Origin of the sequence: Pandoraea cepalis, assembly GCF_902459665.1 — a bacterium.
In the GTDB taxonomy this organism is placed as follows: Bacteria; Pseudomonadota; Gammaproteobacteria; order Burkholderiales; family Burkholderiaceae; genus Pandoraea; species Pandoraea cepalis.
Genome location: NZ_CABPSL010000003.1, coordinates 65,122 through 78,846, shown reverse-complemented (window position 1 = coordinate 78,846; position 13,725 = coordinate 65,122). Strand labels below are relative to the sequence as shown.

The following is a 13,725-nucleotide window of genomic DNA, read 5'->3' as shown; positions in this document are numbered from 1 at the left end:
ACGAGGAATTTCGATATGAACGACAAACACCTTTCCAGCCAGTTCGACTCGGACCTGAATCAGCTTTGCTCGCGCGTTCTTGAAATGGGCGGCCTGGTCGAATCGCAGCTCGTGACGGCCATGCGGGGGCTCAACACGTTCGACCGTGCTCTGGTCGACGAAGTGATCGCCACCGAGCAGCGCCTGAACACCATGGAAGTCGAGATCGACGAAGAGTGCAGCAAGATCATTGCTCGTCGTCAGCCGACCGCGCGCGATCTTCGCCTGCTGCTCTCGATCTCGAAGTCGATCACCAACCTCGAGCGCGCAGGCGACGAGGCCGAGAAGATCGCCAAGCGTACCCGTCACCTCCTGGAAGACGGCGCGGCGCAAACCGTGAACTTCGCCGAGATCAAACTCTCGGGCGAGATGGCCGCCCAGTTGTTGCGCCGCACGCTCGACGCGTTTGCGCGTCTCGACATCGTGGCCGCGGCCGAGATCGTGCGCGACGATAAGGCCATCGACAACGAATTCCGTGGCTTCGTGCGCAAACTGGTGACCTACATGATGGAAGATCCGCGCACCATCTCGGCGGGCCTGGAATTCCTGTTCATCGCCAAGGCGATCGAGCGCATCGGCGATCACGCGAAGAACATTGCGGAATTCATCATTTACATTGTCAAGGGCACCGACGTCCGGCACATTTCGCGCGAAGACCTGCAGCGCCAAGTGCAAGGCGAATGAACGGCCCGACATCATTGAAGGTTTGAGAGGAAACCGATGCCCAGCAGCATTCTGATCGTGGAAGACGAGCCGGCGATTTCCGAGCTGATCTCCGTTAATCTGCAACACGCGGGTCACTATCCGATTCGGGCCTACAACGCCGAGCAGGCACTCACGCTGATCAGTGACGTGCTGCCCGACCTGGTGCTGCTTGACTGGATGCTGCCAGGCAAGTCGGGCGTGACGTTCGCACGTGAGCTTCGGGCAAACGAGCGCACCAAGCACGTGCCGATCATCATGCTCACCGCCCGCAGCGAAGAGCAAGACAAGGTGATGGGCCTGGAGATCGGCGCGGACGATTACGTCACCAAGCCGTTCTCGCCGAAGGAACTGATGGCGCGGATCAAGGCCGTGCTGCGACGCCGTGCGCCGCAGTTGACCGAAGACGCGGTGAGCGTGAACGGCCTGAAGCTCGATCCGGCGACGCATCGCGTTACGAGCCATCAGTCGAGCGGCGACATCAAGGTGGATTTGGGACCGACGGAATTCCGCCTGCTGCACTTCTTCATGACGCATCCGGAGCGCGTGCACAGCCGCTCGCAGTTGCTCGATCAGGTGTGGGGCGATCACGTGTTCGTGGAAGAGCGCACGGTGGACGTGCACATCAAGCGTCTGCGCGCCGCGCTCAAGCCGGCCGGCCACGATGCTATGATCGAGACCGTACGCGGCAGCGGCTACCGTTTGACGAAGTCGGCTTGAGGCATCGCGCCTCGCCTTCGGGCGAGGCCTGCCGTGCCAATGCCGCCCTTGTCCCATGGGGCGTGGGCGGCAAAACCCCTGTGCATCGTCTATGAATATCATCTGGGCCCGTGCGCTGACGCTCCTGATCCTGCAAGCCTTCATCTCGACGGCCATCGGCTGGTTCTTTGGCGCGAGCGTGGGCTATATCACGGCCATCTTTCTGCTGGTCACACAAGTCCTCTTCAACGCCTATCACGCCCAGCGCCTCTGGCGTTTGCTTGACGCCCCAGTCTATGGTGAGGTGCCGAGTGCACTCGGGTTGTGGGGGGAAATCTATTACCGGCTGCACAAGCTGGCCAAGCGCTGGCATAACCAGGTCAAGCAGGTGGAACAACAGCACGCTCGCTTCATCCAGGCGATCCAGGCATCGCCCAACGGCGTGATCATGCTCGACGAGCACAACCAGATCGAGTGGTGCAATGCGATTGCCGAGTCACATTTCGGTATCGACGCCAAGCGTGATCTGCGTCAGCAAATCACGCATCTCCTGCGCACACCGGCCTTTGTGCACTACCTGTCGTCGGAGCGCTACGACGAGGCGCTGCTCATGCACCACATGGGCGAGAAGCGCAACAACGTGCTGTCCATGCAGGTGTTCCCGTATGGCGACCATCGCAAGCTCATGATTTCGCTCGACGTCACCGATCTCGAACGCACCGACTCGATGCGCCGTGACTTCGTGGCCAACGTCTCGCATGAACTCAAGACGCCACTGACCGTGCTCTCCGGATTTCTGGAGACGGTCGGCGAGCTGCCGCTCTCGCCCGAGGAGATCCAGCGCTATGTCGAGATCATGCGCCAGCAGGCCTCGCGTATGCAGAACATCGTGAACGATCTGCTCACGCTGGCGAAGCTCGAAGGCAGCGGCAAGCCGCCGCCGGATGAGCGCATCGATATGGGCATGCAGATGCGCTCGCTACGCAGCGACGCCGAAGGGCTCTCGCAGGGGCAGCATGTGATCGAAGTCACGCAGGCCGACGGACTCGATTTGCGTGGCGCCGAAGGCGAGCTGCACAGCGCGTTCAGCAATCTGGTGAGCAATGCGGTGCGCTACACGCCGCCGGGCGGCAAAATCCGCATCGAGTGGGGGCCGACGGACGACGGCGGTGCCCGCTTCGCGGTGACCGACTCCGGGTTGGGGATTCCGGCGGAACATATTCCTCGGCTCACAGAACGCTTCTACCGTATCGACCGCAGCCGATCGCGCGATACGGGCGGTACCGGCCTCGGCCTCGCGATCGTCAAGCACGTGCTGACGCGCCATCAGGCCGATCTGAAGGTGACGAGCGAGGTGGGGCGCGGCAGCACGTTCGCCATTCAGTTTCCGCCCACGCGCGTGACGCAGCGCGCGCCGGTCGACGCCGCCGCGCCACGTTTGACCGTAGACGGCTAAACCTGGGCGACTTGGCGCGCACGGTACACGCGCACGGCTGACCGATGACCGGTCAGGTCAGCCGCGCGTACCGGTCTGCACGTGCTGGGCGAGTTCCTGCATCAATGCCATCTGGCTGTTGAACGGCCTTTTACCCGGCTTGCGACGCACGTAGGTGCCGTCCGGACGCATCAGCCACGCGGCGGTGTTGTCACGCAGGTGCACCATCAGACCCTCGCGAATCACGCGGGCCTTCAGGCGCTTGTCTCTTACCGGAAAGGCCACTTCCACGCGACGGAAGAAGTTGCGCTCCATCCAGTCGGCGCTTGAAAGCATGACTTTCTCGTCGCCGTTCGCGTAGAAGTAATAGATGCGATGGTGTTCGAGAAAGCGCCCGACGATCGAGCGCACGGTAATGTTCTCGGAGAGGCCCGGTACACCGGCGCGCAGCGAGCACACGCCGCGCACGATCAAATCGATTTTCACCCCCGCGCGCGCCGCTTTGTACAGTTCGGCAATGATCGTCGGTTCGAGCAGCGCATTCATTTTCGCGATGATGCGGGCTTTCTTGCCGGCCGCGGCCGCTTCCGTCTCGTGCCGGATCGCCTCGAGCAGATGCGTGTGCATCGTGAACGGCGATTGCCACAGGCCCTGCAACTGGGTCTGCCGACCGATGCCTGTCAGTTGCTGGAAGACGATATGGACGTCGGCGCACAGCGCCTCGTCGGCGGTCATCAGGCCGAAGTCCGTGTACAGACGGGCCGTGCGCGGGTGATAGTTGCCGGTGCCGAGATGGACGTAGCGTTTGAGGAACGTCTTCTTGCCCTGACGCGTACGACGCACGACGAGCAGCATCTTCGCGTGACACTTATGACCGACCACGCCGTAGACCACGTGAGCGCCGACCGCTTCGAGCTGTGCTGCCCAGTTGATGTTGGTCTCTTCGTCGAAGCGCGCAAGCAGCTCCACCACGACCGTGACTTCCTTGCCGTTGCGGGCCGCCTCCATCAGGGCATCCATCAGCGCGGATTCGTTGCCGGTACGGTAGATCGTTTGCTTGATGGCCACCACGTCAGGGTCGCGAGCGGCTTGCAGCAGCAGCTCCAGCACCGGCTGGAAGCTGTCATACGGGTGATGCAGCAGCAGGTCGCCCTGGTCGATGAGGTCGAATATCGCGGGCGACGCGCTCATGCGCTTGGGCAGCGCCGGCACGAACGGCGCGAACTTGAGGTCCGGGCGGTCGACCATCTCGGGCAGCGGCATCAGGCGCACGAGGTTGACGGGGCCCTTGACGCGGTAGCAGTCCGAGTCGGTCAGGCCGCATTCCGTCTGGAGGCGTCGCACGAGGCGCGACGGCGTGCCGGCATCGACTTCGAGACGTACGGCGTCGCCGAGATGGCGGGCCGGGAGTTCGCCTTGCAGCGCGGTGCGCAGGTTGGTGATTTCGTCCTCGTCGACGAACAGGTCGCTGTTGCGCGTGACGCGGAACTGATGACAGCCTTTGGCCGTGAGTCCTGGGAACAGTTCACTGGCGAAGCGCAGCATGAGCGAGCTGAGCAGCACGAAGCTGTTCGGCAAGGGGGCGAGCCCTGGAGGCATGGGAACCATCCGGGGCAGGGCGCGCGGGGCCTGGACGATGGCGAGTTCGGCGTCGCGTCCGAAGGCGTCTTTGCCTTCGAGTTCGACGGCGAAGTTCAGGCTCTTGTTGAGCACGCGTGGGAACGGGTGTGCGGGATCGAGCCCGATCGGCGTGAGGACTGGCACGAGTTCGCGCAGGAAGTAGTCGCGGGCCCATTCGACCTGGGCGTCGTTCCACTGGCCGGACGGGTGAAACGCGATGCCCTCGGCTTCGAGGCAGGGCAGCAGGCTATCGAACATCGCGTACTGCTTTTCCACCAGCGCTTGCGCCCGGGCGCAAACTTGCGTGTAAACTTGCTGGAACGTCATGCCGTCGGGTGTGAGCATGCCCGGATTTTCGCGCATCTGCTCCTTCAGCCCGGCGACGCGGATTTCGAAGAACTCATCCAGATTGCTACTCACGATACAGACGAAGCGAAGGCGTTCCAGCAGCGGCGTTGCGGGGTCGGCTGCCTGGGCGAGTACGCGTTCATTGAACGCCAGAATGCCCAGCTCGCGGTTGAGCAGCGGATAATTCATGGTGACCGTGCGAAAGACATGGGATTGGCGTGAATTCTTCATCCGTATTGTTACAGTTATATGACGTTCACATTTGTCAACGACGTGTCATATTCGATTTGTAGCGTATTCGTCATTTATTTGTCGAGTGCGCGTCATGCTTTTCGTGTGATACGTCCTCCACTCCGGCACCCTTCGCTCAGGCGCATCCCGACATGAGTACTCCCTCGCCCTTGTTAGCGGCCGTCGATCTCGGCTCGAACAGTTTTCGCCTGATCATCGGCCGCGTGGAGGAAACGTCCGCCGGCACGCAGATCTATCAGGTGGATGCGCTGCGCGAGCCGGTTCGGCTGGCGGCGGGCCTGAACGACGAGAAGTACCTCGATCATCCGTCGCAGCAACGCGGCTGGGACGTCCTCAAGCGCTTTGGCGAGCGGCTGCGGGGCTTTCATCCCGACAAGGTCCGCGCGGTGGCCACGAACACGCTGCGTGTCGCCAAGAACGCCGACGATTTTCTTGGTGAGGCACAGCACGCGCTCGGGTTTCCCATCGAAGTCATTGCCGGGCGGGAAGAGGCGCGCCTGATCTATGCGGGTGCCGCACACTCGGTGCCGACGTGCCAGGGTAACCGACTTGTCGTGGATATTGGGGGGGGGCTCCACCGAATTCATTATCGGGCAGGATTACGAGCCGCTCATCATGGAGAGCCTGTATATCGGCTGCGTGAGTCATAGCCGGCAGTTCTTTCCCAGCGGCAACGTCGACGAATACGCGATGAAGCAGGCCGAACTGGCCGCCCGCCGCGAGATCCAGATCATTGCGGCGACTTATCGTGACGCCGCCTGGTCGCAGGCGATTGGCTCGTCGGGAACGGCACGTGCGCTGGCCGAATTGCTCGAAGCCAATGGGTTCAACGACGGCGGTTTGCACGGCCTCACGCGCGGTGGGCTCGAGCGCCTCAAGCGCGCGCTTATCAAGGCGGAGAACGCCAACCGCCTCAAGCTGGCGGGGCTCAAGCAAGATCGAATTCCGGTGCTGCCGGGCGGCCTGTCCATCATGTTGTCCGTCTTCAATGAACTCGAGGTCGAGCATATGGAGACGACCGACGCCGCGCTGCGGCTCGGCGTGATGTACGACTTGCTGGGGCGTACCCAGCATCAGGATATGCGGGCGGTGACCGTCGAGCAGTTCGTGCGTCGGTATGGCGTGGACCGTGCACAGGCCGAGCGTGTAGGACGCCTGGCGATTCGGCTGTATCGCCAATTGCCGGTCGAGGCGGTCGAGGTGCTCGAGGACGACGGCGCGGCGGGGGAACTGGACGACGGTCGCGGGGAAGGCGAGGCGTTGCTCAACTGGGCGTCGTCGCTGCACGAGATGGGATTGTCGATCTCGCACAGCGCGTACCACAAGCATTCGGCGTATATCGGCAGCAACGCGGACATGCCGGGCTTTTCGCGCCCCGATCAGGCGCGATTGGCCGAGCTGTTGCTGGGGCATGTCGGCAAGCTGGGCAAGTTGGCCTCACAGGCGCAGCAGGTCGATTGGCAACTGTTGTTCTGTCTGCGCCTGGCGGTATTGTTTTGTCGCCGCCGCACGGATGCGTTGCCGGACGCCATCGAGGTCAAACGGCTTGGCGATGGCTTCATGGTGTCGGTGGCACGCGCGTGGATCGACGCCAATCCGCTGACCGACTATAGCCTGCAGCGTGAGGCGCAGGAGTGGGAGAAGATCGGCATGCGCTACAAGGTCGTGTACGCCTGACGCATGAGGGCCAGCCCGCCTGTTGAGGGCGGGGGGGCAAACGACGAAGCCCGGCATCTGCCGGGCTTTTTTGTGTCCGTTGGCGGGACGGACGACTTGGGCGGAGGCGGCAGGCGTTCAGGCCTGTTTGAGCTTGTTCAGCAGTTCCGCGCCAAGAAAATGGCGTGCGTAGCGCGGGTTGATGTCGGACAGGCGGAACAGCGTGAGGAAGTCGGCAGTATTGAAGTCGGGGTCCCAGGCCGGGGCGCCGCAAATACGGGCGCCTAGGCGCAGGTATCCCTTGACCAGGGCGGGCGGCTCGACCTCCAGCGTCGATTGCAGCTCGCTCACCGGCAGCGCGATGCGCGGCACGGCGTGGTACTCGGCCGGCGCCATGGCGGTGTCCTGCAGCTTGCGATAGAGGCTGGCGGCGTAGTGGCCGCCGTCGGCCATCGGCACGCTGGCGCAACCGAGCATCGTCTCCAGGCCGTTGCGCAGCATATACTCGGCCAGACCGCTCCAGAGCGCCATGATGACGGCGCCGTTGCGGTATTCCGCATGCACGCATGAACGGCCGGTTTCGAGCATCTTCGGGCGCAGATGGTCCAGCCGCGAGAGATCGAATTCCCCTTCGGAGTACAAACGGCCAAGGCGCTTGGCCTGACCCGGGGGCAGTACGCGGTAGGTGCCGACCACCTTGAGCGAGTCCTGATCGCGCACGATCAAATGGTCGCAGTATTGGTCGTACTCGTCGACATCCAGGCCTGCGGGGCCCTTGACCGACGCGCCCATTTCTTCGGCAAAGACGTGGTATCTCAGGCGTTGGGCTTCCCGAAGCTCGCTTTCGTCGCGTGCCCACGCCACACCCAGATTCGGCTTGACAGGCGTTTCAGGGCGAGGAAGACGCCTCCGCGAGGTGGGGGTCAACGAAGAGAGCGGCATGGTGGGGTTCGGCAGGTCGCGCATAAAGGCCCTTTGTTTGACGGTCGCGTTGCGACGTACTTTAAAAAGCATCAATGTCGATTCCGTGAACGGTATGTGACAATTCTATGACAAAACGTCCGGTGTCATGATGTCAGGGCGCGTTTTGGGCCCCTTGCGCCAGCCAATTCACGGGGGGGAAGGAGAGGGAGGCGCCGCCGTCGCCTTCGGTTTAGAGCAGGTCGGGATTGACGACGGCGCGCACGACCACCTGGCTCTCGTCTTCGCGGCGGCGTGAGGAGAGCCACCAGATGCCGGCCTTCTTGATCGTCCAGTAGGCTTCCTGGCCGGTCAGCAGCAGGGCGGCGAGTTGGCCGAGGGCGGGTTGGTGGCCGACGAGCACGACCGTCTGGACGTTGCCGGGCCAGCCGATCGTCCCCAGCAGCGTCATGGCGTTCGCGCCGGGGGCGAGATCGTGCACGATGCGTGGTTTGGGGGTAAGCGCCTGAGCGGTCTGGACCGCCCGCAACGCGGGGCTGGAGAGGATAAGGGCGTCTTCTGGGAGACGCGGGCGCAGCCATTGGGCGGCCTTTTCGGCCTGTTTGCGGCCACGGTCGGTGAGCTCGCGGGCCAGATCGGCCTGGGCACTGAGGGCGAGGGAGGCTGGCAGGTTTTCAGCGTCGGCGTGACGCCAGAGAATCAGGTTCATCGACACAGGTTCGGACATGGTGAACCTCCCACTATGACGAGGTTTCGTGGCGACGGCATGACCGTCGGCGAGCCGCTGCGAGACGACTATTGTGCCAGCGGTGGATGGAAAAATGCCGACGCAGCGCACATTGATTTGACGCGGTGCGCCGAACCCACTAGAATGCGTGCTCTTCGTCGGAGCGTAGCGCAGCCTGGTAGCGCATCTGATTTGGGATCAGAGGGTCGTAGGTTCGAATCCTATCGCTCCGACCAGAAAACCCTTGCAGTACAAGCAGTTACGGAGCGCCCCATCGGGGCGTTTTTCGTTTGTCTAATATCCCGTCTAACTGCGTCTAATATCCAGTGCTCATACAGTGCTGGGTTTTCATCCAGCTTTCGGCATATTCATTCGTACGACGCTCGTTGGTGTCAGCCGAGACTTCAGGTAGATCTCGGTCGTTTTGACGTCTAAGTGTGCCGCCGTCACCCGAAGCTGTTCCATCGTGTATCGAGCGCGCTCGGCATCAGTCAGTGCCTTCGCGATGCTGATCGATGAAGGCTTTCAGGACTTGATACGGCGGTCGAGCTCCGCCTGGGCGAAAAACGCGCTGGCCAGTTTGAGAATCTCGTTGGTCTTGCGCAATTCCTTGTTCTCGCGCTTCAGCGCCTTCAGCCGCTCACGCTCGCTTGTGGTCAGGCCGGCACGTTCGCCGTTATCGATCTCGTCGCGCTTGACCTAATCGTTCAGTGTTTGCGGCGTGCAGCCGATCATCGGCGCAATCGATTCGACTGCCGCCCACAGCGAAGGATACTCAGCTAGGCTGATCGCGCACCAGGCGCACTGCGCGCTCCCGGACTTCCGGGGAAAATTTGCTCGATTTCTTGTTCATGGCTCAATTTTCTCAAGAGTTGGAGCCTCCTCCAAATCCGGGGCGATTCATGGTTCGGACAAACGGCATTCGGCCTTCTGGCGGATCGATTCGGCCGGCGTCCGGTGTTCGCCGTCTACGTCCTGACCTCCACCGCAATGATTTACTTGTTGTCCTCGGTGCGTGAAGCCACTTCACTGCTGATGCTGTCGCCGTTCCTTGGCTTCTTTGCTTCAGGGACGTTTGCTGGTTTTGGCCCGATGCTGTCAGAAGCGTTTCCGACGAGTGCGCGTGCGGTCGGTGTCGGCTTCACGTACAACTTTGGGCGAGGTATCAGTTCATTTGCACCCGTGGCGATCGGGCTGCTGGCAGAGTGGTATGGCATCGGCGGCGCGTTGGTGATCACGGCCGTCTTCTACTTGCTCTCGGCCGGCGCCATCTTTCTTGTCCCCGAAACCTCAGGTAAGGCACTCGATTGATCCATGAGAGGCATGCGCCGCGCGCCGATTCGTATTTGGAATTGGGCGCGGTGTATCGGGTTACTCCGCAATGGAGTGCAACGGGAGCGGTTCGCTAAACGACGTAGGGGCGACGCGCCGACGACGAAGCGATGCCAGGTGAGCCCCCATTGCGCTTGCGGCCGCCTGAGCGTCGCCAGCCACAATGGCATCGAGCACTGCCGAGTGCTCGTCCTGTGTATGCGCGAGATCTCCCGGGGCGAGCAAGCGAAGCTTCCAAAGCCGAGCAGATCGCTCGTGCAACGAGCGCATGATTTCCGTCAACGCGCTGTTCCCGGCCGCTTCGGCAATGATGGCGTGGAAATCGTGATCGATTTGCATGAACCGGTCGCGGTCATCCGCACGACTCAACTCGCGCGACGCTTCGATTAGCTCCCTCATCCGGCTCAACTGCGCCTCTGTGCGCCGCTGCGCAGCCAACGCCGCAACATTGGCTTCCACTGCCCATCTCGCTTCGAGCAAATCCAGTATCTCGTCCATCGACTCGCGACGAATCTGCAGTCCCTTGCGCGGAATGATGTCGATCAGTCCTTCAAGCTTCAACCGCTGTATCGCGTGATGCACGGGCGAGCGGCTGAAGCCGATCAGCTCGCAAATCATCAGTTCGTTGAAAAACTGACCGGGACCGAACTCCAGCGAAAGAATGCGCCGCTTGATCTCGACGTACGCCTGCTCCGCGAGTGACGCGCCCTTAGCGATCCGTCGAAGTGGCGACGGCGTCGGGGCTGGGTTCGTTGTTTCGAGATCGATAAGGCTCGGTTTGGGCATTTCTGACGGCATCTCCTAACGCTTCATTTGCATGTTCTGCATCCTCACGCGGCCTCATGCCACCTGGACGCACATCGTGTGGTGCGGGTGTCGGGGACTCATCGCTGAGCATCGTCAGCGGCGCAACGCGAGATAGAACGTGCGCCAGACGGATGCCGGTGCCCGCGCGTCGAATCGGGGCAAGAAGGTCGGCACAGGCAGCCAACCCCCGCATGAACCCCCGCGCGCGGGGCGGAGGGTTGCGATGGGCAGCGCATTCTACCCGACCACCAACGCGCGCCCGACCCGATAACGCCCCGTAGACAGCCGCCGCCATACAGCGACGCATCACCAGCTCGGTGAAAAAACGATGCCACCGCCGCCACTTCAGCGCATCCATCAACAGGCTCCGGTTTGAATATTTTTCCACTTGCGAATCTGTAACATATCACGCAGTATGTCACAAATTATATTACGCCTTATGAACAAACACAACGTCCAGCGATGAGGGTTTCGCGGGAAGTTGGCTTGACCGCGTCATCCATGGATTTCTACTTAGGGGTCGGAAATGGCAACGAACAGCAAGCGTCGGCAGGTCGTAAGAAGTCTCGGTGCTGTCGCCGCAGGGTGGGCGACCGGCGGGTGGCAGATGGCCGGGGCGCAAGACCGGAGTCAGGGCGAACTGACGTTGTCGCTCGATTTCACCGCGCTGGGCCGTCACACCCCGTGGTACGTCGCACTGGGAAAAGGCTACTTCAAACAGGCCGGATTGAACGTCAAGATCGTGCCGGGGCAGGGCACTGCGCAAGCCATTCAGGCACTCGAATCCGGCATCGCGCAGTTCGCCTTTTCCGATGTGGTGTCCGTTGCGCTGGCGAAAGCGCGTGGCGCGAGCAGCGCGAAGTTCGTCGCGATGAATTATCAGAGCGCTCCCTACGCGATTTTCTCGCTCGCACAAGGGGCGAATGTCACCAAGCCCGAGCAACTCAATGGGCTGGAAATCGCAAGCGGCGCGGGAAGTTTCTCGCCCAAGGTCATTCAGGGCTTTATGAAGCAGCACCGGCTGGATCCGGGCTCCGTCAAGTTCGTCAACGTCGATGGCGCGGCGCGCGTGGGCATGCTGCTCAGCAAGAAGGTGCCCTCCATCGAGAACTTCATCTTTACGCAAGTCGGGTTGGAAAAGGTGCTCCCCGCCGGGCAACTGAGCACGTTGCTGCTCGCCGATCACGGTCTCGAACTGTACGCGAACGGTTTGCTGGTCAAGGAGGACATGATCAAGTCCCGCCCCGACACCGTCCGTGCCTTCGTCAAGGCGGCCATGCAAGGCTGGCGTGACACGATTGCGGATCCGCAAGCGGCCAGCGAGATTATGTCGAACTACGTGCCAGGCATTAATCGCGAAGTCGTCGTCGGTGAGATCAAGCTTCTCAGTGCGCTCGCACAGAGTGCCGATACCCGCCGATTCGGCATGGGATGGATCGATGGGGGCCGCATGCAGCGTAGCGTCGATTTCATCGCGCAGAACATCGGCATCCCGGGCGCGCCCCTCTCGGCGGCGTCGCTGTTCACGACCGACTTTCTGCCCAAGGCGGCGGCATGAACGCCCGACTCGACGTAACGGGTATGGGCGGCGTGACGCCAGCGGAAGCCGTTTTTGCCTCTATCGAAGACGTCAGCAAGATTTATCCGCCGCGCGGCAAGAACGGCGAGACGGTCGCGCTCGAAGCGGTGAGCTGCGCGTTCGACGCTGGACAGCTGGTTTCGCTGCTTGGGCCAAGCGGCTGCGGAAAAACGACACTACTGCGGATTGTGGCTGGATTGACCAAGTCCACGACGGGCGTGGTCAAGATCCGTGGAAAAGCGATCAGCGGCCCACAGCGTGACTTTGGTTTTGTGTTTCAGAGCGCCAATCTCATGCCCTGGCGCAATGTGCTGGCCAACGTGCTTTTCCCCATGGAAATACTCGGGAAAGCCGATAAAGCCGCCAAGACCCGAGCGCACGAGTTGCTCACGCTGGTCGGGTTGGACGCCTTCACCAGTGCGCGGCCGCACGAGCTTTCCGGGGGCATGCAGCAACGGGTGGCGTTGTGTCGCGCGTTGATCCATGCGCCACGGCTGCTATTGATGGATGAGCCGTTCGGTGCGCTGGACGATTTCACCCGCATGGAGATGCACGACCTCCTGTTGTCCGTTCGCGAGCACACGCAGGCTGCCGTCATGTTCGTCACGCACAGCATTTCCGAAGCCGTCTATCTATCCGATGAAGTCCTCGTATTCAGTAAGCGTCCGGCAAAAATCGCGGAACGCATCGCCATCGACTTCCCGTATCCCAGAACGCAGGCACTCCGGTTCACGCCGAAATTTACCGCCTACGAACATCAGGCCAGCACCGCGCTCGGAGTCGTGAAATGAAGACACTGAACCTTCGGGTGATCGGATATCCCGCATTCGGCATCGTGCTGCTCCTGGTCGTCTGGCAGATGTACGTGGTGATGTTCCACGTTCCCATTGCAGTGCTTCCGACGCCCACACAAATCGCACAGTCATTCGTCGATGACCGGGCGGCGCTGTTGTCGCAAGGGTGGGTCACGCTCCTGGAATGCGTCTACGGTTTTGCGCTGGCGTTTATCGTTGGCGTCCCCATCGCCTTTGCAATCGCGAATTCTCCGATATTGAACAGGATGTTCTATCCGCTCCTCATTGCGATGCAGTCGGTGCCTAAGGTGGCGCTCGCACCCATCGTGCTGGTCTGGCTGGGAACGGGCATCGAATCGAAGCTGGTACTGGTGTGGTTGGTCGCGTTCTTTCCGATTGTCGTGGATACCGCCACAGGATTACGAACCACGCCGGTCAATCTCATCGAACTGGCAACGTCGCTGAGAGCGACACGCATGCAGATCTTTCTCAAGATCCAGATGCCTGCCGCGCTTCCACACGTGATCTCCGGCGCAAAAATCGCGGTAACGCTTGCAGTGATCGGTGCGGTGATCGGCGAGTTTGTGGGCAGTACCGAAGGTCTCGGCAACCTGCTGCTGGTCGCCAATTCGCAACTGAATACGCCACTCGCGTTTGCCGCGCTGATTTCGTTGGCTTTGCTCGGGCTGCTGCTTTATCTGGCGATTGCCGCCATCGAATTCGCGCTTCGTCCGTGGTTGCCGCATACGGCGGAGATGGCTGGAGCGATCTGAGCGCACGAGCTTTTGTGAATGTCGACACATTACGGGAGTCA

The 13,725-nt window shown here is 61.6% G+C and carries 13 protein-coding genes, 1 tRNA gene, 1 pseudogene and 1 other annotated feature; of the genes and pseudogenes, 10 read left to right on the top strand and 5 right to left on the bottom strand.

The features are described 5' to 3' along the window. Positions 1–15: 15 nt before the first annotated feature. The 3 genes from phoU (at position 16) to phoR (ending at position 2,896) form a co-directional block, all read left to right on the top strand. Positions 16–723: a phosphate signaling complex protein PhoU gene (phoU, locus tag PCE31106_RS06645; RefSeq protein ID WP_150562790.1), complete on the top strand. Its 708-nt coding sequence runs from the start codon at positions 16–18 to the stop codon at positions 721–723. Positions 724–759: 36 nt separating this feature from the next. Then, a complete protein-coding gene (phoB, locus tag PCE31106_RS06640; protein ID WP_017231895.1) occupies positions 760–1,461 on the top strand; it encodes a phosphate regulon transcriptional regulator PhoB in 702 nt (233 codons plus the stop codon). 91 nt (positions 1,462–1,552) lie between these two features. Beyond that, on the top strand, positions 1,553–2,896 hold the full coding sequence (phoR, locus tag PCE31106_RS06635) for a phosphate regulon sensor histidine kinase PhoR (RefSeq protein WP_150562789.1): 1,344 nt from the start codon (positions 1,553–1,555) through the stop codon (positions 2,894–2,896). Positions 2,897–2,953: 57 nt separating this feature from the next. On the opposite strand, the gene ppk1 is transcribed toward phoR, so the two are convergent. Then, the gene (gene ppk1 / locus PCE31106_RS06630; RefSeq protein ID WP_150562788.1) at positions 2,954–5,074 is read right to left on the bottom strand and encodes a polyphosphate kinase 1; all 2,121 of its coding nucleotides are present in this window, start codon (positions 5,072–5,074) and stop codon (positions 2,954–2,956) included. 152 nt (positions 5,075–5,226) lie between these two features. On the opposite strand from ppk1, the gene PCE31106_RS24615 reads away from it, so the two are divergent. Both PCE31106_RS24615 and PCE31106_RS06625 read left to right on the top strand, forming a co-directional pair. Beyond that, the gene (locus PCE31106_RS24615) at positions 5,227–5,745 is read left to right on the top strand and encodes a Ppx/GppA phosphatase family protein (RefSeq protein WP_437343797.1); all 519 of its coding nucleotides are present in this window, start codon (positions 5,227–5,229) and stop codon (positions 5,743–5,745) included. Further along, the gene (locus PCE31106_RS06625) at positions 5,711–6,772 is read left to right on the top strand and encodes a Ppx/GppA phosphatase family protein (RefSeq protein ID WP_437343796.1); all 1,062 of its coding nucleotides are present in this window, start codon (positions 5,711–5,713) and stop codon (positions 6,770–6,772) included. Before PCE31106_RS24615 ends, PCE31106_RS06625 begins: the two co-directional genes overlap by 35 nt. Positions 6,773–6,889: 117 nt before the next feature. On the opposite strand, the gene PCE31106_RS06620 is transcribed toward PCE31106_RS06625, so the two are convergent. Both PCE31106_RS06620 and PCE31106_RS06615 read right to left on the bottom strand, forming a co-directional pair. Continuing rightward, a complete protein-coding gene (locus tag PCE31106_RS06620; RefSeq protein ID WP_150553495.1) occupies positions 6,890–7,717 on the bottom strand; it encodes a GNAT family N-acetyltransferase in 828 nt (275 codons plus the stop codon). Between the two features lie 187 nt (positions 7,718–7,904). After that, complete coding sequence (locus tag PCE31106_RS06615) at positions 7,905–8,381, bottom strand: SixA phosphatase family protein (protein ID WP_026131589.1); 477 nt, start codon at positions 8,379–8,381, stop codon at positions 7,905–7,907. A gap of 177 nt (positions 8,382–8,558) precedes the next feature. On the opposite strand from PCE31106_RS06615, the gene PCE31106_RS06610 reads away from it, so the two are divergent. Then, positions 8,559–8,635 (top strand) — tRNA-Pro (locus tag PCE31106_RS06610). Positions 8,636–8,866: 231 nt separating this feature from the next. Continuing rightward, positions 8,867–8,970, bottom strand: a sequence feature (AL1L pseudoknot). Here the strand turns inward: PCE31106_RS06610 and PCE31106_RS06605 are convergent. Then, positions 8,899–9,252: pseudogene (locus PCE31106_RS06605) on the bottom strand (IS3 family transposase); the annotation flags it as partial. Its footprint overlaps the feature before it by 72 nt. On the opposite strand from PCE31106_RS06605, the gene PCE31106_RS06600 reads away from it, so the two are divergent. Further along, entirely contained in the window at positions 9,204–9,710 is a 507-nt protein-coding gene (locus tag PCE31106_RS06600) for an MFS transporter (protein ID WP_150562877.1), read from the top strand. The pseudogene PCE31106_RS06605 and the gene PCE31106_RS06600 overlap by 49 nt on opposite strands. Before the next feature lie 60 nt (positions 9,711–9,770). On the opposite strand, the gene PCE31106_RS06595 is transcribed toward PCE31106_RS06600, so the two are convergent. Further along, on the bottom strand, positions 9,771–10,517 hold the full coding sequence (locus PCE31106_RS06595; protein WP_174974992.1) for a GntR family transcriptional regulator: 747 nt from the start codon (positions 10,515–10,517) through the stop codon (positions 9,771–9,773). Positions 10,518–11,064: 547 nt separating this feature from the next. On the opposite strand from PCE31106_RS06595, the gene PCE31106_RS06590 reads away from it, so the two are divergent. From PCE31106_RS06590 to PCE31106_RS06580, 3 genes are read left to right on the top strand one after another with little or no spacing between them, the layout of a single operon-like run. Then, entirely contained in the window at positions 11,065–12,096 is a 1,032-nt protein-coding gene (locus PCE31106_RS06590) for an ABC transporter substrate-binding protein (RefSeq protein WP_150562786.1), read from the top strand. Further along, a complete protein-coding gene (locus tag PCE31106_RS06585; protein WP_254440938.1) occupies positions 12,093–12,908 on the top strand; it encodes an ABC transporter ATP-binding protein in 816 nt (271 codons plus the stop codon). Before PCE31106_RS06590 ends, PCE31106_RS06585 begins: the two co-directional genes overlap by 4 nt. After that, positions 12,905–13,684, top strand: coding sequence for an ABC transporter permease (locus PCE31106_RS06580; RefSeq protein ID WP_150562785.1), 780 nt, complete (start codon positions 12,905–12,907; stop codon positions 13,682–13,684). Before PCE31106_RS06585 ends, PCE31106_RS06580 begins: the two co-directional genes overlap by 4 nt. Positions 13,685–13,725 lie beyond the last annotated feature (41 nt).

Bases quoted from the DNA above. Each gene is read 5' to 3' on its own strand.
- phoU (WP_150562790.1), top strand. From the start codon at position 16: ATGAACGACAAACACCTTTCCAGCCAGTTCGACTCGGACCTGAATCAG.
- phoB (WP_017231895.1), top strand. From the start codon at position 760: ATGCCCAGCAGCATTCTGATCGTGGAAGACGAGCCGGCGATTTCCGAG.
- phoR (WP_150562789.1), top strand. From the start codon at position 1,553: ATGAATATCATCTGGGCCCGTGCGCTGACGCTCCTGATCCTGCAAGCC.
- ppk1 (WP_150562788.1), bottom strand. From the start codon at position 5,074: ATGAAGAATTCACGCCAATCCCATGTCTTTCGCACGGTCACCATGAAT.
- PCE31106_RS24615 (WP_437343797.1), top strand. From the start codon at position 5,227: ATGAGTACTCCCTCGCCCTTGTTAGCGGCCGTCGATCTCGGCTCGAAC.
- PCE31106_RS06625 (WP_437343796.1), top strand. From the start codon at position 5,711: ATGGAGAGCCTGTATATCGGCTGCGTGAGTCATAGCCGGCAGTTCTTT.
- PCE31106_RS06620 (WP_150553495.1), bottom strand. From the start codon at position 7,717: ATGCGCGACCTGCCGAACCCCACCATGCCGCTCTCTTCGTTGACCCCC.
- PCE31106_RS06615 (WP_026131589.1), bottom strand. From the start codon at position 8,381: ATGAACCTGATTCTCTGGCGTCACGCCGACGCTGAAAACCTGCCAGCC.
- PCE31106_RS06595 (WP_174974992.1), bottom strand. From the start codon at position 10,517: ATGCCCAAACCGAGCCTTATCGATCTCGAAACAACGAACCCAGCCCCG.
- PCE31106_RS06590 (WP_150562786.1), top strand. From the start codon at position 11,065: ATGGCAACGAACAGCAAGCGTCGGCAGGTCGTAAGAAGTCTCGGTGCT.
- PCE31106_RS06585 (WP_254440938.1), top strand. From the start codon at position 12,093: ATGAACGCCCGACTCGACGTAACGGGTATGGGCGGCGTGACGCCAGCG.
- PCE31106_RS06580 (WP_150562785.1), top strand. From the start codon at position 12,905: ATGAAGACACTGAACCTTCGGGTGATCGGATATCCCGCATTCGGCATC.